This is a genomic window from uncultured Mediterranea sp., assembly GCF_902493215.1.
Taxonomy (GTDB): Bacteria; Bacteroidota; Bacteroidia; order Bacteroidales; family Bacteroidaceae; genus Bacteroides.
On sequence record NZ_CABUOL010000003.1, the window covers coordinates 156,452 to 175,268 of the forward strand.

Sequence of the window (18,817 nt, forward strand, 5' to 3'; positions counted from 1 at the left end):
TAAAAGATTTACAGGACCTTCTCCACTTCTCCCTCGAAATTGGGTGTAAAGACGCCCTTGCCCAGATTGGCACGGATTTCCTCGATAGGCCAGAAGCGGCCGCCGTCCAGTTCGTCGCTAGGAGTGACAGGACCGTCGTACACCGTCTTGTAGGTGAAGACCAGCTCACGTTCGCGGGCCGACTCGAAGACGTAGTGTGTCACCTGTTGGGGTGTGAAGTCGGTAATACCCAGCTCCTCGCGCACCTCGCGGCGCAGGGCTTGCTCCACACTCTCGCCCAAATCGACATGGCCACCTACGGCCGTATCCCACTTGCCGGGCTGTATGTCTTTCCATTCGGGACGCTTTTGCAGATAGAGTTCACCGCGCGAGTTGAACACGTGCAGGTGGACGACGGGATGCAGCAGCTTGCTGCCGTTATGGCACTCGCCACGCGTGGCAGCACCGGTGATATTGCCCTCTTCATCGACGAGGGGAAACATTTCTTGGTTGTTGTCTTGGTTCATAACTTGTATTTTTTACCACAGAGGACACAGAGTTTCACGGAGTTTTTTTATAGGAATAATACTCTGTGCAACTCTGTGTCCTCCGTGGTGAATCTTACGGTATCAGCAGCGACGAGTCGCCATAGCTCAGGAAGCGGAAATCATGGGCCAGCGCATAGTCGTAAATGGTGTGCCAGTCACCATGTACAAAGGCAGATACGAGCAACAGCAGTGTACTTTGCGGCTGGTGGAAATTGGTTACCATCGCCTTGACAATGCGATAGTCGTAGCCCGGAGCGATGATGATCTGCGTACTGGTGTGCAGGGCCTCCATGCCGTGGCGGTCCAGGTAGTCGCGGACAGCGGTCAGGGCGGCAACCGATGCAGGCGCCTCGCCCTCCATGTCGTAGGGCTGCCATTGGCGAACGTGCAGTTCGTCCTCCGTCGCATCGGGATTCTTCAGCAGGGTGACACCGATGTGGTAGAGGCTCTCGAGCGTGCGCACCGACGTGGTGCCTACGGCCACGGCCTGTCCGCCGTGGGCTATCAGCTTGTCTATTGTGCCGCGCGACACGGAGATGTATTCCGTATGCATCTCATGCCCCTCGATTTCCTCGCTCTTCACGGGCTTGAAGGTACCGGCTCCCACATGCAGTGTCAGTTCCTCCAAATCGACTCCCTTCGTGCGCAGGGCATCGAGCACGCGGGGCGTGAAATGCAGCCCGGCAGTGGGCGCAGCCACGGATCCCTTTATCTTGGAATAGACCGTCTGATAGGTCGTCTTGTCGCTCTCCTGCGTCTCGCGGTTCAGGTAGGGCGGAATAGGCAGTTCGCCGAACACCTCGAGAATATCGGCAAAGGTCACTTCGGGGTTGTCCCAGCGGAAATCTACCCAGTGACTGGTGCCGCGGCACTCGCCCCGCTCGGCAGTCAGTGTCAAGGGACGCCCCTTCACCGTCATCTCGCGATGCAGGGGGCCTTCTTTCCACTTCTTCAGGTTACCTATCATGCAAAGCCAGGCGGCATGTTCCGTCTGCTGGAAATTCAACGCATAGTCGTTCGGCTCGATGGGCTCCAGGCAGAACACCTCGATAAGTGCTCCCGTCTCCTTGCGGAAGTGCAGGCGGGCCTGAATAACCTTGGTATTGTTGAACACCATCAGGCTGCCCGCCGGCAGATAATCGGGCAGGGAAGTGAAACGGTCTTCGGTCACTTCGCCGTGACGGTAAACCAGCAGTTTGGACTGGTCGCGCACAGGCAGGGGAAACTTGGCGATACGCTCGTCGGGCAGCGGATAATTGAATTCGCTGATGCGGATATGTCTGGGATCTTGTTTCATAATCATTCCTTCCTTTCGGATGCAAAGGTACGGATTATTTGGCAAAGGTTTCCCTATTCCCCCGGCAAATCGTCATCGCGCCTCCAGCTGCAATACAGCAGGCTCCAGACCTTCGCCTGAAACGCGGACACGGATTTCGCCCGCAGCTCCCTTCCGGGCACGGACTATAGCCAGTGCCAATCCGTTGAACGCTTCCCGCTCCGCACTCTGGAAGGGAGTGAACGAAATGGGATCGCCGTTGTCGGTAGCCACCAGTTCACCGGCTCCTTCCACCTCAAACTTCAGCGGGCAACAGGCGGTAGGTACCGTCCGGCCCTCTTCGTCTGTCAGGCGGACCGTCACGAAAGCCAGTTCACGACTGCCCGCATCCAGGCTGTTGCGGTCGGCCTCCAGACGGATCTTCCGTGCCTCTCCCGTTGTCTGTACCTCGTCCTCAGCCCACTTCTGGCCATTTTTGTAAACCACTACCCGGACGCTTCCCGGCTGGTAGACAACGCTGTCCCACACAAGCCGGAAGTCCTGTCCTTCCCTCTTCGACCGGCGACCCCAGCTCTTGCCGTTCACAAAGAGTTCGGCCTCGGTACCCGAGGTGTAAACATGTACCGGAACAACCTGTCCGATGCGGTCCGGCCAGTTCCAATGGGGAAGGATGTGGGCCATCGGTAACTCTGGTCTCCAGTGAGACTGGTACAGGTAATAGCGGTCCTTGGGGAAGCCGGCCAGGTCGACAATGCCGAAATAGCTGCTGCGCGAAGGCGGCTGTATACGAGCCAGTTCCTCCAGTTTCTTCTTCAGCTCCTCCTGCTTCGACGGATCCGTCCGGAAGTTCAGCAAGTTGGTGTTGTCCGAATTATAGGGTGTAGGCTCGCCCAGATAGTCGAATCCGGTCCAGACGAATTCGCCCAGCAGATGCGGGAAGCGGGCATTCGTGGCAAACTGTCTGTCGGGAGAACAGCCCCATCCGGGAGAATCCAGGTCGTAGGACGATATCTGGAAATCTTTCCGCAAGGTGTCGCCCATAAAGTAGACACCACGGGTACTGACGCAGGACGACGTTTCCGTACCGACCGTAGGCATATCCTTGTAGCGTTCGTCCTCGTCCCAACGGGCCTGCTGGCCGAAAAAATAGTTGACTCCCATCAGATCCAGTTCACGGGCGGCGTTCGAGTCGCGCCCGCCGTCCGGATTGTTATAGCCTGCCGTTACGGGACGCGTGTCGTCCAGCTCCCTGACGATACCGGCCAGGTGACGGGTCATTTCCACATCCCTTTGTTCCATCACCTCGTTGCCGATGGACCAGATGATGACCGACGGATGGTTCCAGTCACGGCGCACCATGGCCTGCAGATCCTTCTCATGCCACTCGTTGTACAGTTTGTTGTAGTCCCAGGTTCGCTTACCGCGTGCCCAGGCATCGAAAGCCTCGTCCATCACCAGCAGGCCCATCTTGTCTGCCAGGTCGAGCAGTTCGGGTGCAGGCGGATTGTGCGAAGTGCGGATGGCGTTACAGCCCATCTCCTGCATGATGCGCAACTGGCGTTCCTGAGCACTCAGGTTGAAGGCGGCACCCAAAGCACCCAGATCATGATGCAGGCAAACTCCCTGCAAAGCCACCTTACGGCCGTTCAGGAAGAATCCCTGACGGGAGAATTCCGTTTCGCGGATGCCGAAAGGCACATCGTAGCGGTCCGTTACCTGCCCTCCGACCGAAACCGTCAGACGGGCCACATACCGGTTGGGCGAACCGATGTCCCACCGTTTGTAGTCATCCAGCTCATCTTCCAGCTTCACGGCCTGTGCCGAACGGGCCGACAGACGGACTTCCTGTGCAGGAAGACGCAACACCCTGCGGCCGAAGCAGTCCGTGCTGTCCAGTTCGTATACCTCGCCCTTCACCACGGCCTCCACATCCTTGTCCAGGTGGTTCTCCACCTCAAGCGACAGGTCCAGCCGGGCTGTGCTTTCCGTCAGGCAGGCTGTACGCATGCGTGCGCTCCAATGCTTCACCTGCACCTGCCCCGTCTTCACCAGCCAGACATTGCGGTAGATACCCGCTCCCGGATACCAGCGCGACTCCCATTTTTCCGTATCGGTACGTACGGCCAGCAGATTCTCGCCACCCGTACGTACATAAGGCGTCAGGTCCAGCCGGAACGAATTGTATCCATAGGGCCAACCGCCCACGTACTGCCCGTTCAGCCACACCTGTGCGTAGGCCATTACGCCGTCAAAGTCCACATAGATACGTTTGTCCGCATCCGTCGAATCCAGCACAAAACTTTTCCTGTACCAGCCGATTCCCTGATAGGGCAAGCGGCCCGTGTTTCCGGACAGGTCCATGCGGAACGGCCCTTCGATGGCAAAATCATGGGGCACATCCAACTTCCGCCAGGACGAATCGTCCCAACCGGCCGCATACATGCCTTCCGGCTCTTCGCGCAACGTCCCGTCGGCCTGCAGCCCGTAGCGGGCAAACGTCCATCCTTCGTTCAGCGACACGACATCCACCTGTCCCGAACGTACCATCTTTCCCGATTCTCCGGCCGGGCTACAACCCAGCCACGTAAGCAGGCACAGCAAACAAACGCCGGCCCATCCCATTTTCTCTTGTTTCTTCATGTTGTCTGTTTCTCTTAAATCATATTTTTCAGTGTAGTTGCAAAAATAAGGATTAAATGAGAATTATCCATATACAACATGGGATAAAATCGTCCAACTCCATCCACAGACAAGCGAGCATCAGCCAGACAATAAAGTCAAAACAACGAACGACCTACTTCAGGACATCCGCCAACAACTTAACTCCAAACAAAGACAGGATGGACAGAAGCAAACAGGCAATCAGTCCCACACGGAAAAACACATAAAGAAATGTCTTCCCATAAGACCGTTCCCGATACAACCTCCGCACGTCTTGTACTCCCGTATACAACAGCCATGCTATCAAAGGTATCCCTATAATCAATCCGATAACAGCGTATTCCATGTCAGATTCCATTTATCTATTCCCTCTACTCTGTAGCGCATAAACCACCTTCATGCCACCACCCGCATCCGACCGCATGATATGCCTGATAGCCAATACATCGGTACAAACAATCAGTACCACCAGTACTACAACCACATAATCACTCATAATATCGACAAATTAAAAGTTTAAACAAGCATTCACAATCTGTTTATATCATCTGATATGTCTGTCATGCCGAACGGAGAAAACCGCTGAAATACCAATAAAATGTAAGCAGCAGAAGCAGCACCATGCATCCTATCCGGATGAACCTGTTTGCGACAAACAGGCTGATGTAACAGCCGTATATCATGATAAGAAGCAAGAATGAGCAATGGTACGGATCACCCCAGTAACTGATTACAGCCATGGATGTAGACAATACCAATACCATCATCCCGTCTATGATATTCCATTTGTTCTTAAACGGATTTTGAAACAGATTCTTCATCGTTCATTCCTTTAAAAGTTGTTCAAATTCCATTTTAGCCTTTCGCGATGCCTTCATAAGCGAATCACTCAAAAGCGGCAAATCCTCCACTTCAAAGGGAATTCCTTCCTCTTCTGCCTTATCAAAAGACTGATTTACTGCTTCAACATCCGCCAACGCTTCCCGATACAAAGCTACAGGCACACCCAAAGTATCCGCTTGTTCTTCCGTCAAATCAAGCACATACCTCTTGTCTGACACCTTCAGATAAGGATACATTTTGGCATGAGCCTCCTCACGTTCTTGCATAGAATACTCTAATGCATATTTCCTTTCTTGAGGTTCAGACTGTTTCCTTTTGGAGCAAGCCATCAACAAAAAAGCTAAACAGCCTAATAAAAATATTCTTTCCATAAAACAATCAGCCTTTTTTTAATCAATAATGAAATTAAATTATGAGCAATCTATCCGATTATTCCTAACAGACAGACAAACCTACTTTTTTTCCTTTATCTCCTTTATCCGTTGCAACATTTCCTCTTCGCTTTTGTACACCCGTGTCTTAACAACCGGCTTTTTCGGAGTTCTTGAACCCGGTACACTGACCGCGGTTCCGATATGGTCAAACACGATTTTCCCATGAGAAAGAATTGCCAAAGAGTGAACAGGTTTCCCTTTATACTCCCACTCCAATTCCATCATTTCCTTTCCAATCGTCACCACCGTATCCAACAATTCTCTGAAACCTTTTACATAGTCCCGCTTTTCCAAGTTCCAAATCCGCTCCCGTTCTTGCTTCAACGGTACGATATTAAACGTTTCATAATCATCCTTGTTCGGAAACATGACCACTTGCGTATCATCCCCCAACAACCGTTCCCAACAGTCGTCAAGCTGCTCTTGGGAAGTGATTTTCCCAAGATAGTTATAATCGACAAATTTCAAGTCACCCTTTCCTTGTGCTACCAATTGGGCCGTCGTCTTTTTAGCAAATTCCAGTTGTTCCTGCCACGTTTCGGGTAGTTTGTCCGGCATCTTCTCGGAAGATATCTTTTTTTGAGCCACCAATTGGCAAGCCACCAAACTTAAGCATACAATGAGATAGTAAATTCTTTTCATCTTATCCATTTTAGCAAGTTAAAATAATGACTGAAACGACATAAGCCGTTTCATGACTCCGAATATTCCTTCTTCTTCCTAAACAACAGGTATATCAATGGAATGAAGGCAAGCACATTAAACAATACAATCAAGATTGTCCAAACGAGCTTTCCGGACTTCTCAAAACTGCTTTTATACCAAACGAGAAACAAACCTGCCAACAAGAATGACAGATACAATAATTCCGCAAAGTACGGAAGTACGATTAACATTTCCATAAGACAGCAATTTTCGAATATTACGAATAACTCAATGAGACAGATCCATTATCATCAATTTTATTATAAGAACCATTAGCAGTTACTGTATAACTTAATTTAAATCCCACAACAGATGTAATCGAAGCATTCAAAGTTCCCAACGCATTAAATGTCACAACATCACCATCGCATGAACCACTAGCGTACTTTTGTATATATGAGTATACCGACAAACCTGTAAAATCAGTATATACGGTATAAATCCCTTCATCTTCTACTATGGAAACTGAAAACCAAGAAAGATTAAAAGCCCATTCACTAAAGCTGTATATTTCACTACGTGTTTTCACATTAGGAGGAGACATGATATTTCTCGTTTCATACCAACTTCTTCCATCTGCTTTTCTATTTCGATACAAAGGAAAAGAACGTTTTTTGCCTACACCTTCTTTCAATTGTATGAAAATTCTCTCTATCTCTTCTATTGATTTAAAATCGCTTTCACTAGGATCTGAATATGTATTCAAGAATTCGACCTCCACCCCATATTCATTAGCCAAAGTTAACACTTCATGCTTAAACTCCGTTCTATCAGCTTCTAATCTCACATCGACATAATCATATTCATTATTACAACCATACATAATCAGCCCTAACACAAGCATCAAAGATTTGTAAAATATTTTCGATTTTATATTTTCATTTTTTAAAAGACATATTGGATATTTTCTCATTCTAAATCTCAATCAAATCAGTTTTTCGTAATCATTTTACTTACATTCATTATACGATTAGACATTCGATTATCATTCCAAAAACTGATCAATAACCTGTATACCATTCTTTAATTAACAGTATGAGCCATTGTGCCTGAACCTCCATGAGCACCCGGAGTGATGGAAAATATAGTTCCTTGCAAATTGACAGAAACCGTAATACCTTCTCCATAGGCATATCCCCACGAAAATTCATGGTATGTGCTTACTCCTCTTTCTCCCTTTGTGCTTATAATATTTGCATCGCAACTCCACCCTGTTTCTGCATGATGACTCTGATAAATACTAAAGTCCTTTAAAATACCATTCTTGTAGAACAACGAAGTACTTTGAAGATGATAGCGCCAAGCTGGCTTACCATTCACATAAGTGCGACTTTGATTTGACAAAATCCACTCTCTCACAATGGGTTCGTTTTCCCTTCTTGTTTTAATTGTTCTCATACTCGATTTCATTTCCTCCTTTTTTTCAGGAAAAGTAATGGATATAAACGAACCTATCGGATCAAAAATTATTCCACCACATTCATCAGACACAACCGCTTTTGAATAAACCCTTTTTCCTTTATACATCCATTCCATTTCCACCATTTCCACGCCAACTTTTAATATTGATTGAAGTTGTTGTTTAATTAAAACAGAGGGATCCGGCAGACCACGCAATCGCACCTTTTCTTTTTTAATCTTCCAAGATACTATTTCATAAGTATTGTCACCTGCATTGTCAGCCACGTCTGTATCTTCCGCAAAAAGATATTCCCACAATTCATTTAATTGTTCTTGAGAATCAATTTTTCCAAGATAAGTATACCCTATAAGACTAACTCCATGAATACCAAATTCAATCATCGGATTAGTATACTTCTTAACGAACTCAGCCTGTTGTTGCCATGTTTCAAGAGCATTTTTTTTCTCTGCTTTAACAGGTGGTACAACTTCATTTACTAAAATATCGGACCCACAAGAGACAAAAAGTAGACTCAACACAAGCACAAAAAAGTAGTATATAGTCTTCATATTCATTATATCTGGTAATTAAACATCATTTTATCATTACACATATAGCCAAGTCATAGAATTAGACACGGCACAATTCACACTGGTGGTTCCACAACACTTATCTTTATGTTCGACAATCAATTATCACTCACGCCAAGGCTAATTGCATCAGTTAACGAGTACAATGCATATTGCTAAATAGCCCCACAAGTATAAGCGCCAACAAGATAGCCAGACATACTGTCCGAATGATCTTATTCGCGACAAACAAGTCTATGTAACAGGCACATATACCTATAAAAGCCAGTAACGAATAGCCCGGCAGATCCGTATAAAAACTCATTGCCATCATGAAAGTAGATAAAAGCATTCATACCCTATTGTGATTGAAGTTACTTAATTATCTTAACAATGCCTTCATCTTTTCCACAGCCCTGTCAGGGCTGCCTTTGAAAATCACCGTTTTGTTTCGGTCCAGTATCAGAACGGTAGGAAATCCCCTGATATCGGCATGCGACATCAGAGAAGAATTCCGGTGGACGGCATAGACAGGGGAAGTATATCCCTCCTTCCGTATGATATCTTTCCCTGTTTCCAAATCTTCGTCAGCTCTGTATCGCACAAACACACTTGCCACCAGCACATCATTCCGGCTCCAGTAATAGTCATACAGCTGTTGCAGCATGGGGACTTCTCAAAACATCACCGCTTCTCAAAAGCCACACTTCGCAAATATAAAGATTATCAGCCATATAGCATCTAACTAAAACCTAATTTTTACCTAATCAAAAGCCACTTTTTTGATTAGGTGAAAATTAGGCATCAGCTCCACCTCCAATTCAGATAATGTCGCCATACAGAAACCGTTGTTCACCGTCCTCCATGACAAACGGCATCTCCTCCTGCCCCGTGGTCAGGTTTTCCAGCCAATACAGTTTGTGGGCCGGTACGTTGTCGAACACCACATACTCATAATCGGCCTGAACGGTCCCGACAGATTGCCAGCCATCTTCCTCCCAGTAGTGCAACCGATACCTATCGCCTCCGTGGATGCCGTTATCGGCATTCAGAGGAGCGAACCGGACTCGTGAAACCACTTGCGGCTCTTTCAGCCAAAGTGTAATGTTCGGATAAGCCCCGGGTGCCGTCTGTCTGTTGCCGTCATATTCCGCTTTCCAAACCATATCCTTCCAGGGTGCATCCAGCAACTTCACCCAACGCTGTTCCTCCGCCAGGCGAACCGTGTCCGCAGGCCGCAGCATATCCGGCCGTGTAGCCGGTAGCACATTCGCATACCCACGCCCGGAAGACGCAATCCACTCCAGCATGGAGATATTGGCCCTCGGACGCTCTTTCGGAGCCTGGAAACGATAGTAGCGGAACCGTCCCGTCCGCTTCAACGGATAGTCCTGAAAATAGGGTGAGGGCGGTTCCTTGATTTCATACAGTGTCACCGCGTCGCTGAAGTCCTTCCGGTTCGCTCCCAGGAAACGACCGCCTACCAGCTCGTTCGCCACCTTCACCATATTGGGCTTGCGGGGATACTTGCGCCGCAGGACGAGAGTCTCCCGCTCCTGTACGCCCGTCTGTATTCCCGGCAGGGTGTGGACTTCCGCCCGCTTGTCTTTTATCTTCACATAGAAAGGCTCACCTGCCGCCTTCACCCCGTCCGCCGCATAGTACACCGGAAAGTAAAGGACATCCGGCAGCACATGCCTGAACGTCACCGAGTCGCGGCCCGCCTCCTCCGTACCCCACGTCACGGCTATCAGGCCACCGCTCTCCTTGTGGAACGTGGCCAGATAGGCCAGCCGGTTGGCCGCCGGAACCCGGCAAGGCACGGTGAGCGTCACGGTCTCCCGCAAGTTCGATGTCACGTCCTCAATGCAAGGGTCATCCAGCAGCTCGGGTACCCGCTCTCCCGGATTCTTCAGGAAGTAGGGTGTATCCTTCCGTGCCCCATAAGTCATGCGGTACACATTGGTCACCTGGCTGAACGCCCAATCTCGGTCGCCGGGCAAGGCACTTTGCGCATTGAACGTACGCCATTCCCCTTTCGCATCGTACCATACGTCGCAATGGTAGTGCCGCCCCGGCAGGGAAAGGTAACTCATGTTGAACTCCACAACCACCGGCAGACCGCATGCCCGCAGGATGTTGCAGCCATAATGGGCAATATCCACGCAATCCAATTTGCCGCCGACATAGAAATCATATTGCCCCGCCGGTACTTCCCGCCTGTTGCTCCCGTTCAGCCCCTGCACGTTGTTTGCGGCCTGGTTGTATCCCCGTACCGCCTCCCGCAAGGCAGCCGTTCCGTCCACGGGTACATATTTGCCGAACCATTCCTGCCATTCCCTGCCCGAAACGTGGAATCCGTATTCCGCCACCGAACGATAGGGCAGCAGATATTCCTTGAACTCCTCAAAGCTCAGGTTCCGGGCAAACACCGACCGCCGCCACATCCGGAACGCGTTGTCGATATGGTCCACCAGAAAGCGGTACGACAAGCATTGGATGTCGTCAAACCATCCGTCGTCTATCGCCGCTTCCTGCATCACCGAATCCTTCAACAAAGCCAGCCGTTTCGTCCGCATTCTTTTCAGGCTGTCCTGCCAGTCCTTCTCCTCCATCCCCGCAAGCCGCACGGAGGCATACAGGCTGTCCGCCTCCCTCCTCCACCGCTTCATCTCTTCCGGCACGTGCACCAGCCGCCCCTTTCCCCGATGATAGGGCATGTTGTCTATCAGAAAGCGGGCCGCTTCCAGCTTCTGGCGGTCGCGGTCCACCCAACGGTAGTGCAGCAACACCGCCCACAGGTTCCGGCGGTTGCCCTCCGCTTCGGGTGGAAGAGACGGCAGGCCGAAATACACCGCCGCCCCGCACGCCAACAGGATAACCGAAAAGATAAGAATCCACTTTTTCATTACAAATTGTTTAAACTATCCAATCTTTCCTTCAGCCGTTGCAACGCCTCCTCTTCGCTTTTGTACACCCGTGTCTTGACAACCGGTTTTTTCGGAGTTCTTGACCCCGGTGCACTAACTACGGTTCCTATATGGTCAAACACGATTTTCCCATGAGAAAGAATTGCCAAAGAGTGAACAGGTTTCCCTTTATACTCCCACTCCAATTCCATCATTTCCTTTCCAATCGTCACCACCGTATCCAACAATTCTCTGAAACCTTTTACATAGTCCCGCTTTTCCAAGTTCCAAATCCGCTCCCGTTCTTGCTTCAACGGTACGATATTAAACGTTTCATAATCATCCTTGTTCGGAAACATGACCACTTGCGTATCATCCCCCAACAACCGTTCCCAACAGTCGTCAAGCTGCTCTTGGGAAGTGATTTTCCCAAGATAGTTATAATCGACAAATTTCAAGTCACCCTTTCCTTGTGATACCAATTGGGCCGTCGTCTTTTTAGCAAATTCTACTTGTTCCTGCCAAGTTTCGGGCATTCTATCCTGCATACTCTCAGGAAGTGTAGTTTTTGGGGCCTCCAATTGGCAAGCCGCAAAACTTAAACACACAACAATAACACAGTAAATCTTTTTCATATTATAAATCCTACAGAGTTAAATTACATCAGTTATACTATCCCAAGTATAAACATCAACAATATGGCCAAGCAAATTATCCGAACCACCTTATCTGCGACAAATAAGTCTATATAACAGCCACATATACCTATAAAAGCCAGTAACGAATAACCGGACATATCACGAAAAAAACTATTACCGTTATAAATGCAGATAACAATAATATAATTACCACACCTACCATATCAAATTTGTTCTTAAATGGATTACAAAAAAAAGCATTCATATTCTACCATTCTACCATGATTAAAGTTACTTGAACGGCTCCATTTCAAATCTTCATGCAATGTCTCCATTTTTCCACATACTCCCTTAAGAGGACAACGATGACCATTCAAAATGAATCCGCACTTTAATTTAGACAAACATCAGTCGCTTTCCTGACCACGTCTAATAATGTCAAACAACATACGTTTCACTTCCTCATACTCCGCCTTGGTCATGGGAGGAGCCGATTTGCCATGCTCATAATAGATTCCATAAAGAGCACCCAGCTCCTGTATCTTCTCGATGTAGTACGCTCCCTCCACCTCCTCTACAGTTTCGGTGGAGGTACAGGCTCCAAAGGACAATAAAACATTGCGATAAAGAATACGTTCTTTCTCATTGCATTCACATTTATTGATTATACAATTCGACATACATCTGTTTCTTCTCTTTTGAGAACACTTTAAATATAGGTGATGGTTCCATAACACTCAATTTCAAAATCCAAACCAATATATCCGCTTCATTGATTACTAAACGCCACCGTTACAACAGCTCCATTACCCGCAGCCTTTTGTGCCTCCACTGAAATTCTGTATCCTGCTGATACATTAGCCGTTTTTTTCACTATTCCTCCAAAAGAAGAGCCAGACAAGACCATACTAATTCCTCCTTTTAAAACGACACTCCAAACCATCGAAGTTCCACTAGCACTAACCACTACTTTATTAGACCTTGGTGTAAAACTTGCAGAACCTGTAGATGTATTGTAACCCAACCAAATTGTAGCATAAGTTGTAGGATTCTCCGTCCTAGTCTTAATAAGCGGAGAAAACAGTTTTTCATCCTTTTGAAGAGTTTTATCCGCAATTACAATAGGTATTCCCTCCAACTCTGCTTCATCAAAAGTTCCATTTACCCTTTCTATATCCTTAATAGCTTCATGATAAATACCGATAGGTATCCCTAATCTCATTGCTCCATTCTCTGATAAATCCAATACATATCTATTTTCTACAATCCTCAGATATGGAGCCATTTTCAAATGGGCATCCAATATTGCAGATGTGTCCGTAACTCGCTCTGTTCCTTGTTCCCAAACATTTTGTTCGTTTGAACAAGCTCCAAACAATACTGCTCCAATAATACTCAACAAAACAAAGAAAACTTTCATTTTATTCCCCTCCTTTTAAAAGTTGTTCAAATTCCATTTTAGCCTTTCGGGATGCCTTCATAAGCGAATCACTCAAAAGCGGCAATTTTTTCACTTCAAAGGGAATTCCTTCCTCCTCTGCCTTATCAAAAGACTGATTTACCGCTTCTACATCTGCCAATGCTTCCCGATACAAAGCTACAGGTACACCCAAAGTATCCGCTTGTTCTTCCGTCAAGTCAAGCGTATATCTTTTGTTTACCACTTTCAGATAAGGATACATTTTAGCATAAGCATCCTCCCGTTCCTGTATAGAATACTCCAATACAAACTTTTCCACTTTAGGCTCAGATTGTTTGTCCTTGGAACAAGCCATCGGCAAAACAATCAAACAACATAACAACAATTTACTTTTCATAAACTTCTACTTTTACATCCATTCAACGAATTATCACTCACTTGAACGGATCCATTTCAAATCTTCATGCCCTATCTCCATTTTTCCACATACTCCCTTAAGAGGACAAAGATGGCCATTCAAAATGGATCCGTACTTTAGTTCAGATAAACATCAGTCGCTTTCCTGACCATGTCCTGTAAGGGCAAGTACGATACGTTCCAATTCCTCATACTCTGCCTTCGTCATGGGAGGAGCCGAACTTTCACGTTCAACATACCCTCCATAAGAAGCGGCCAATTCCTGTATCTTCTCGTAATAGTACGTTCCCTCCACCTCCTCTATTGTTTCGGTGGAAGTACAGGCTCCCAAAAACAATGAAACCATTACGATAAAGAATACGTTCTTTCTCATTGCATTCACATTTATTAATTATGCGATTGTGTACAGGCATTATCACCCTTTCCGATAATATGCCTTTCTGCAATCCTTACCCTCTATCGGTTCAAATCGGGTTTCATAAGGGACTCCCGCAAATTTCTTCTGTAAGAAGTCTGCAAACCTCTTGGCAGACATGATTCCACATACTTCTCCCCAGTATATCCACTTACGGTCATTTTCCTCTCGGGTTTTCAAGATGGGCCGGTTTCCCTCTTTCGCTCCTTCTCCTCCTACCCGAAACTGCATCACATGTTGCCCGCTCTTTTTATCCACATCGAAACGGGCAGTAATGATTCTGTTCGCATTCGCTTCTGAAAACAACGAAATGGCCAATACATTCCATTCCGGGGAAAGGTCGGCTTCTTCCCAATTTTTAGTCTCAAGAAGTTGCCCATCACCGGCAGGTATCTGTTCTTGCATATACATATCACTACCTGTACATGCACTCACTGACAACAAAATGCCAATTGATAAGATTATTGTTAGAATTTTCATATCCAATCAATATTAATGATACTATTTTTATTTACCCACTCAGAATCAGTATATTACTATATATACTCGATTCCTTTCATTAATTATAACACTGGTGGTTCCATAACACTTACCTTTAAATCCGACAATCAGTTATCACTCACATTGCTTGATTATATAATCATTCATCTCCTTCTTAATCCAATCCACTTGGAAAGAAGGGACTTTCACCGGTTTTTCCACAAGCTGCCGGGCCAGCCGCACAGCCTCATCCGCCCACCCGGTTCTGTCCAGCAAGAGCACCAGGCGGTGCAGAGGGACAAAACGGTTGGGACACATGAGGGAGGCTCGCCGGTAGTGCGCCTCCGCCCGGACATCCTCGCCCCGCTGCTCGTACAGCTCGGCCAACAGCAGTTCCAGGTCATAGTCCGCCCAACGGCGGCGACATGCTCCGGCCACCCGGAGCGCTTCGTCCTGCTGCCCGTGGCGGTGCAGTTCCGCCGCATAGTTGTACAGGAAGTAGCGGTCTGCCCAAAGTACGGAATACGCACGCCGGTACTTCTCCATCGCCTCCTCCGTCTGCCCCAATGACGAGGCGGCGACCGCCTCAGCCCACACCAGTTCGGCCTTCATGCGGCGGTAGGTCCGGCTTCCCACCCAGCCACAGGTGGCCAGCAAGCACACCGCCCCAGCCTGGAGGAGGAGGGGACGGACCGTCCCGACATCTTCCAGCAACCGGACGGAGGCATAGGCCAGCATCAGCCAGACAAACGGATACATCAGCGGATAGGAGAAGGCGGCAAAGACAACCACCGCCAGCCAGACCAGCAAACCGGACTCCTTCTCCACTGTGGGCCGCCGCACATAAGCGCGCCCCAGGCAGACAAGCCAGGCAGCGACGGCCAGCCAACCCACCACTCCGAACGCGACACCGATATTCAAGTATTCACTGAAAGGATATTGCACCGTGTCCGCCAAAGGTGCATAGCGGCTGTCGGGATGCCGCTCGAAGTAGGCGGCCTGATAGTCCATGTAATGTGCCTCGAAACCACCGAGGCCCCAGCCCTGCAACGGGCGGTCCTTCATCATCTCCAGCGAGCAACGCCAGATGAGCAGCCGCCCGTCCGCTGAATCTTTCTTCACCCCATAGAGCAACCCGGCCAGCAAGAGGAGGAGTACCGCCAGGGTCGTCCCCTTGACCCGCGGAGAAAAGCGCAACCGCTTCCACGCCCATACCGCCGACACGGCCAGCAGGCTCAGGATACCCGCCCGGGAAGCCGAAAGCGCCACGGCCACAAGCACCACCGTGGCCGCCGCCACTCCCGCATAGCGCCGCCAACCCGTCCCGCCCATCAGGCGAAGGCAGAATGGGAACCCCACACAGAGGCAGGCCGCAAAGCCGGCGGCATTGTCCAGCGTGCCTGTCAGGGAGGCTACCCCGCCGCCTCCCGGCGCAAACGCCCGGAAGAGGCCGTAGCACGCCTCCACTCCGACCAACGCCACCAGCCCGCCTTCCACCCACGAGCGGAACCGGACGGGACACCGGTCGAAAGGATACACCCAGTGGACAGCCGTCACCAGTCCCCAAACGACCATACCCGCCACCAGTATTCCCCATTTGGGTACCAACCAGGGGTCCACGAACCGGGAGGAACTGAAGAACAATGTTCCCGCCGCTGTAAAGAAAAAGAGGAGCCAGCGTATCATAAGCCTAAATTCAACATTTATTCCAATACCTTCATCTTTTCCACAGCCCTGTCAGGGCTGCCTTTGAAAAGCACCGTTTTGTTTCGGTCCAGTATCAGAACAGTAGGAAATCCCCTGATGTCGGCATGCGACATCAGAGAAGAATTCCGGTGGACGGCATAGACAGGGAAAGTATACCCTTCCTTCCGTATGATATCTTTCCCCGTTTCCAATACTTCGTTACTCCGGTAGCGCACAAAGACACTTGCCACCAGCACATCATTCCGATTCCGGTAATCGTCATGCAGCTGTTGCAGCATGGGGAATTTCTTAAAACATACCCCGCAAGAAGAACTCCAAAACTCCAACACCACGTATCGGTATTCCAAATCCTTTATAAATATACTGTCCTGAGCCGTAGAATAAATGGCATCATCCGAAATGCCCGCCTTAACCGGATACCTGCCAAAAGACAAATATTCCGCCCAACGGTCTTGCCCTGCCGACGCAGCATATATCCAGACAAAAGCGCTCATACCCAAAACCGGCCATACTTTCAACCCAAACTTTACATAAAGATAAGCAGTCAAGGTTCCCAAACTCCCCATAACCGGACACCAGATGGTAATCAATGTTTCTTCAAAGTCTACAATCCGGATACACAAGTTCATCAGATTCAATCCGAGAAGAATGGTGAGAAACAGATGCAACGGCTTGATTGTCTTCACACGAGCCAATGCCCAAGCTGTCAGAACAAAATAAAGGGCAGGTACAATCCATAACCACCATGAAGTGGAGAACATACGAAAGACAGCCACCGCCATATCCAACAAAACGGCGGCAACAAAAAAAACGATTAACTTATATTTTCTTCGTAACATTATTGTCTTTCAATAAATAATACACAAGAAAACGCATAACGAAGAGGGTGTGTCAAAATTCATCTTTTGAAAATATGAACTTATAATTTGAAATTTGAGCATCCTAAAAGACTAAAGAGAAAGGGCCGTATCATTACTCAAAACAGCGTTTGATACGACCCTTTTAAATATTATAGTTACAATCTGTAACTTTGGGGAGTAGTCATTTTAGTTTTGACACACCCTCTTATCTCAGGCCCATACACCCCAAAAAATTAGATGCCATTACAACGCCCGTCACAATCATATAACCAAAGAAAACCGCAATCGTTAGGAACAACATCACAAGAAACATCAAGACATTCTATCATCATATCTATAGAACACCAATCACTACTTGTACTACAATTACAGTCCACTCCCGTTTCTGTTCTTGTTTTCACTCGCTTATCTGAATTCAAATGCGTAAGTTTTAAAGTGCCCTCCTTATCTATGATTGAATTAGGACTGGCAACCAATCCACCTATAAGTTTTCGACTCCAGCCTAATTGAGATTCCGCTTTTTTTATCCACTCATAAGCAAACACTTCAATCGTTTCAATTTCCTCATCAGTTTCCTCTTTGGCAGAATCAAAATAGAACAAATGAGTTTGGACAAAATCAATCAGAACCTTGATATGCTCCTTTTCCTCCATTGACCAGTCCAAAGATAAAGCCTCGCCAAATTTTCCCAACCACAATTGTTGCTTTTGCTGTGGAGAGAACGCCGCATAACATCCTCTTTTCAATTCTTCATCAACACCTTCCCACTCAGCTCTATCCATGCTTTTCACATAGGAAAGATTTGACTTTATCCAAGTATCAATTTTTTCATTACAACTATACAAAAGTTCTTCTTGTTGGCATGACAAACCTGCGAACACGAACATTGCACACAAAAAAAGATTCACTGTTTTCATTTTATATCTCCTTTAAATCTCAATAATTCGACACTTTTTACTGAAGTAGACTCTACGATAAAGCGCTTATCAAAATGGCCCTTTTCACCTTTAGTATGAAAATGCACAACAATCTTTGCCCTTTCATCAGGCATCACAGGTTTCTTCGGCCATTCAACCTTTGTACAACCACAGCTAGCCTTTACATTATGTATAACAATAGGTACCTCACCTTTCACTGTAAAAGGAAATTCCACTATTACTACCTTATCTTTCTTTGGTTCCACATTCTTCAATTCCAACACCTTATTATCCCAAATAATTTGAGAGACTTTTTTCTCTTGACTGTTGTTTTGCTGTGCTTTGCCTACATAGGGGAATACACATAGGGCTAACAATAAAAATCCAACAAGGTATTTTCTATAAATACTCTTTCGTACATGCACATGTCGAAAGCAACATTCTTCATAAGACCTTTTCATAACCTGACGTGTTTACATAACCCCTTCTATCCAATACCACTCACCGTCTATAAGAACCCAAATCAAGGCCAAGCTATACATGACCATGTTACCGATTGCCCGCAGGGCTAAAAATTTCTTTCTCATAATGATATTATCTTTAAATGTTAATACTATCACAAATGTAAAGACTATCA

General features: G+C 47.5%; 21 protein-coding genes. All 21 read right to left on the reverse strand.

The features are described from left to right. Positions 1 to 8: 8 nt before the first annotated feature. Positions 9 to 506, reverse strand: coding sequence for an NUDIX domain-containing protein (locus tag RDO88_RS03085; protein WP_307757962.1), 498 nt, complete (start codon positions 504 to 506; stop codon positions 9 to 11). A 94-nt stretch (positions 507 to 600) separates the two neighbouring features. After that, on the reverse strand, positions 601 to 1,824 hold the full coding sequence (locus tag RDO88_RS03090) for an S-adenosylmethionine:tRNA ribosyltransferase-isomerase (RefSeq protein ID WP_307757963.1): 1,224 nt from the start codon (positions 1,822 to 1,824) through the stop codon (positions 601 to 603). Between the two features lie 72 nt (positions 1,825 to 1,896). Continuing rightward, the gene (gene galB / locus RDO88_RS03095; RefSeq protein WP_307757964.1) at positions 1,897 to 4,443 is read right to left on the reverse strand and encodes a beta-galactosidase GalB; all 2,547 of its coding nucleotides are present in this window, start codon (positions 4,441 to 4,443) and stop codon (positions 1,897 to 1,899) included. A gap of 154 nt (positions 4,444 to 4,597) precedes the next feature. Beyond that, positions 4,598 to 4,810: a hypothetical protein gene (locus RDO88_RS03100; RefSeq protein WP_307757965.1), complete on the reverse strand. Its 213-nt coding sequence runs from the start codon at positions 4,808 to 4,810 to the stop codon at positions 4,598 to 4,600. A 214-nt stretch (positions 4,811 to 5,024) separates the two neighbouring features. Continuing rightward, positions 5,025 to 5,285: a hypothetical protein gene (locus RDO88_RS03105; protein ID WP_307757966.1), complete on the reverse strand. Its 261-nt coding sequence runs from the start codon at positions 5,283 to 5,285 to the stop codon at positions 5,025 to 5,027. A gap of 3 nt (positions 5,286 to 5,288) precedes the next feature. Further along, positions 5,289 to 5,678, reverse strand: a complete 390-nt coding sequence (locus RDO88_RS03110) for a hypothetical protein (protein ID WP_307757967.1) — start codon at positions 5,676 to 5,678, stop codon at positions 5,289 to 5,291. An 81-nt stretch (positions 5,679 to 5,759) separates the two neighbouring features. Next, complete coding sequence (locus RDO88_RS03115) at positions 5,760 to 6,383, reverse strand: hypothetical protein (RefSeq protein WP_307757968.1); 624 nt, start codon at positions 6,381 to 6,383, stop codon at positions 5,760 to 5,762. A 280-nt stretch (positions 6,384 to 6,663) separates the two neighbouring features. Beyond that, positions 6,664 to 7,359, reverse strand: coding sequence for a hypothetical protein (locus tag RDO88_RS03120; RefSeq protein WP_307757969.1), 696 nt, complete (start codon positions 7,357 to 7,359; stop codon positions 6,664 to 6,666). 110 nt (positions 7,360 to 7,469) lie between these two features. Beyond that, on the reverse strand, positions 7,470 to 8,417 hold the full coding sequence (locus RDO88_RS03125; protein ID WP_307757970.1) for a hypothetical protein: 948 nt from the start codon (positions 8,415 to 8,417) through the stop codon (positions 7,470 to 7,472). A 382-nt stretch (positions 8,418 to 8,799) separates the two neighbouring features. Further along, positions 8,800 to 9,084, reverse strand: a complete 285-nt coding sequence (locus tag RDO88_RS03130; protein ID WP_307757971.1) for a hypothetical protein — start codon at positions 9,082 to 9,084, stop codon at positions 8,800 to 8,802. Between the two features lie 154 nt (positions 9,085 to 9,238). After that, complete coding sequence (locus tag RDO88_RS03135) at positions 9,239 to 11,326, reverse strand: hypothetical protein (protein ID WP_307757972.1); 2,088 nt, start codon at positions 11,324 to 11,326, stop codon at positions 9,239 to 9,241. Beyond that, positions 11,326 to 11,961 (reverse strand): hypothetical protein, encoded by a 636-nt coding sequence (locus RDO88_RS03140; RefSeq protein WP_307757973.1) that lies wholly within the window; start codon positions 11,959 to 11,961, stop codon positions 11,326 to 11,328. Before RDO88_RS03140 ends, RDO88_RS03135 begins: the two co-directional genes overlap by 1 nt. A 410-nt stretch (positions 11,962 to 12,371) precedes the next feature. Beyond that, positions 12,372 to 12,644, reverse strand: a complete 273-nt coding sequence (locus RDO88_RS03145; protein ID WP_307757974.1) for a hypothetical protein — start codon at positions 12,642 to 12,644, stop codon at positions 12,372 to 12,374. 89 nt (positions 12,645 to 12,733) lie between these two features. After that, the gene (locus tag RDO88_RS03150) at positions 12,734 to 13,384 is read right to left on the reverse strand and encodes a hypothetical protein (protein WP_307757975.1); all 651 of its coding nucleotides are present in this window, start codon (positions 13,382 to 13,384) and stop codon (positions 12,734 to 12,736) included. Between the two features lies 1 nt (position 13,385). Further along, complete coding sequence (locus RDO88_RS03155; RefSeq protein ID WP_307757976.1) at positions 13,386 to 13,781, reverse strand: hypothetical protein; 396 nt, start codon at positions 13,779 to 13,781, stop codon at positions 13,386 to 13,388. Positions 13,782 to 13,934: 153 nt separating this feature from the next. Beyond that, the gene (locus tag RDO88_RS03160) at positions 13,935 to 14,174 is read right to left on the reverse strand and encodes a hypothetical protein (RefSeq protein WP_307757977.1); all 240 of its coding nucleotides are present in this window, start codon (positions 14,172 to 14,174) and stop codon (positions 13,935 to 13,937) included. Between the two features lie 42 nt (positions 14,175 to 14,216). Next, positions 14,217 to 14,696 (reverse strand): hypothetical protein, encoded by a 480-nt coding sequence (locus RDO88_RS03165; RefSeq protein ID WP_307757978.1) that lies wholly within the window; start codon positions 14,694 to 14,696, stop codon positions 14,217 to 14,219. Between the two features lie 135 nt (positions 14,697 to 14,831). Then, positions 14,832 to 16,382 (reverse strand): O-antigen ligase family protein, encoded by a 1,551-nt coding sequence (locus RDO88_RS03170; protein ID WP_307757979.1) that lies wholly within the window; start codon positions 16,380 to 16,382, stop codon positions 14,832 to 14,834. A gap of 17 nt (positions 16,383 to 16,399) precedes the next feature. Continuing rightward, the gene (locus RDO88_RS03175) at positions 16,400 to 17,242 is read right to left on the reverse strand and encodes a thioredoxin-like domain-containing protein (protein WP_307757980.1); all 843 of its coding nucleotides are present in this window, start codon (positions 17,240 to 17,242) and stop codon (positions 16,400 to 16,402) included. 254 nt (positions 17,243 to 17,496) lie between these two features. After that, positions 17,497 to 18,180 carry a bacteriocin fulvocin C-related protein gene (locus RDO88_RS03180; protein WP_307757981.1) on the reverse strand — a complete coding sequence of 228 codons (684 nt, stop codon included), beginning with the start codon at positions 18,178 to 18,180 and terminating at the stop codon, positions 17,497 to 17,499. Beyond that, complete coding sequence (locus RDO88_RS03185; RefSeq protein WP_307757982.1) at positions 18,177 to 18,641, reverse strand: DUF1573 domain-containing protein; 465 nt, start codon at positions 18,639 to 18,641, stop codon at positions 18,177 to 18,179. Before RDO88_RS03185 ends, RDO88_RS03180 begins: the two co-directional genes overlap by 4 nt. Positions 18,642 to 18,817: the final 176 nt, after the last annotated feature.

Bases quoted from the DNA above. Each gene is read 5' to 3' on its own strand.
- RDO88_RS03155 (WP_307757976.1), bottom strand. From the start codon at position 13,781: ATGAAAAGTAAATTGTTGTTATGTTGTTTGATTGTTTTGCCGATGGCT.
- RDO88_RS03170 (WP_307757979.1), bottom strand. From the start codon at position 16,382: ATGATACGCTGGCTCCTCTTTTTCTTTACAGCGGCGGGAACATTGTTC.
- RDO88_RS03135 (WP_307757972.1), bottom strand. From the start codon at position 11,326: ATGAAAAAGTGGATTCTTATCTTTTCGGTTATCCTGTTGGCGTGCGGG.
- RDO88_RS03125 (WP_307757970.1), bottom strand. From the start codon at position 8,417: ATGAAGACTATATACTACTTTTTTGTGCTTGTGTTGAGTCTACTTTTT.
- RDO88_RS03110 (WP_307757967.1), bottom strand. From the start codon at position 5,678: ATGGAAAGAATATTTTTATTAGGCTGTTTAGCTTTTTTGTTGATGGCT.
- RDO88_RS03165 (WP_307757978.1), bottom strand. From the start codon at position 14,696: ATGAAAATTCTAACAATAATCTTATCAATTGGCATTTTGTTGTCAGTG.
- RDO88_RS03145 (WP_307757974.1), bottom strand. From the start codon at position 12,644: ATGTCGAATTGTATAATCAATAAATGTGAATGCAATGAGAAAGAACGT.
- galB (WP_307757964.1), bottom strand. From the start codon at position 4,443: ATGAAGAAACAAGAGAAAATGGGATGGGCCGGCGTTTGTTTGCTGTGC.
- RDO88_RS03115 (WP_307757968.1), bottom strand. From the start codon at position 6,383: ATGAAAAGAATTTACTATCTCATTGTATGCTTAAGTTTGGTGGCTTGC.
- RDO88_RS03090 (WP_307757963.1), bottom strand. From the start codon at position 1,824: ATGAAACAAGATCCCAGACATATCCGCATCAGCGAATTCAATTATCCG.
- RDO88_RS03180 (WP_307757981.1), bottom strand. From the start codon at position 18,180: ATGAAAACAGTGAATCTTTTTTTGTGTGCAATGTTCGTGTTCGCAGGT.
- RDO88_RS03085 (WP_307757962.1), bottom strand. From the start codon at position 506: ATGAACCAAGACAACAACCAAGAAATGTTTCCCCTCGTCGATGAAGAG.
- RDO88_RS03160 (WP_307757977.1), bottom strand. From the start codon at position 14,174: ATGAGAAAGAACGTATTCTTTATCGTAATGGTTTCATTGTTTTTGGGA.
- RDO88_RS03140 (WP_307757973.1), bottom strand. From the start codon at position 11,961: ATGAAAAAGATTTACTGTGTTATTGTTGTGTGTTTAAGTTTTGCGGCT.
- RDO88_RS03120 (WP_307757969.1), bottom strand. From the start codon at position 7,359: ATGAGAAAATATCCAATATGTCTTTTAAAAAATGAAAATATAAAATCG.
- RDO88_RS03175 (WP_307757980.1), bottom strand. From the start codon at position 17,242: ATGTTACGAAGAAAATATAAGTTAATCGTTTTTTTTGTTGCCGCCGTT.
- RDO88_RS03100 (WP_307757965.1), bottom strand. From the start codon at position 4,810: ATGGAATACGCTGTTATCGGATTGATTATAGGGATACCTTTGATAGCA.
- RDO88_RS03130 (WP_307757971.1), bottom strand. From the start codon at position 9,084: ATGCTGCAACAGCTGTATGACTATTACTGGAGCCGGAATGATGTGCTG.
- RDO88_RS03105 (WP_307757966.1), bottom strand. From the start codon at position 5,285: ATGAAGAATCTGTTTCAAAATCCGTTTAAGAACAAATGGAATATCATA.
- RDO88_RS03185 (WP_307757982.1), bottom strand. From the start codon at position 18,641: ATGAAAAGGTCTTATGAAGAATGTTGCTTTCGACATGTGCATGTACGA.
- RDO88_RS03150 (WP_307757975.1), bottom strand. From the start codon at position 13,384: ATGAAAGTTTTCTTTGTTTTGTTGAGTATTATTGGAGCAGTATTGTTT.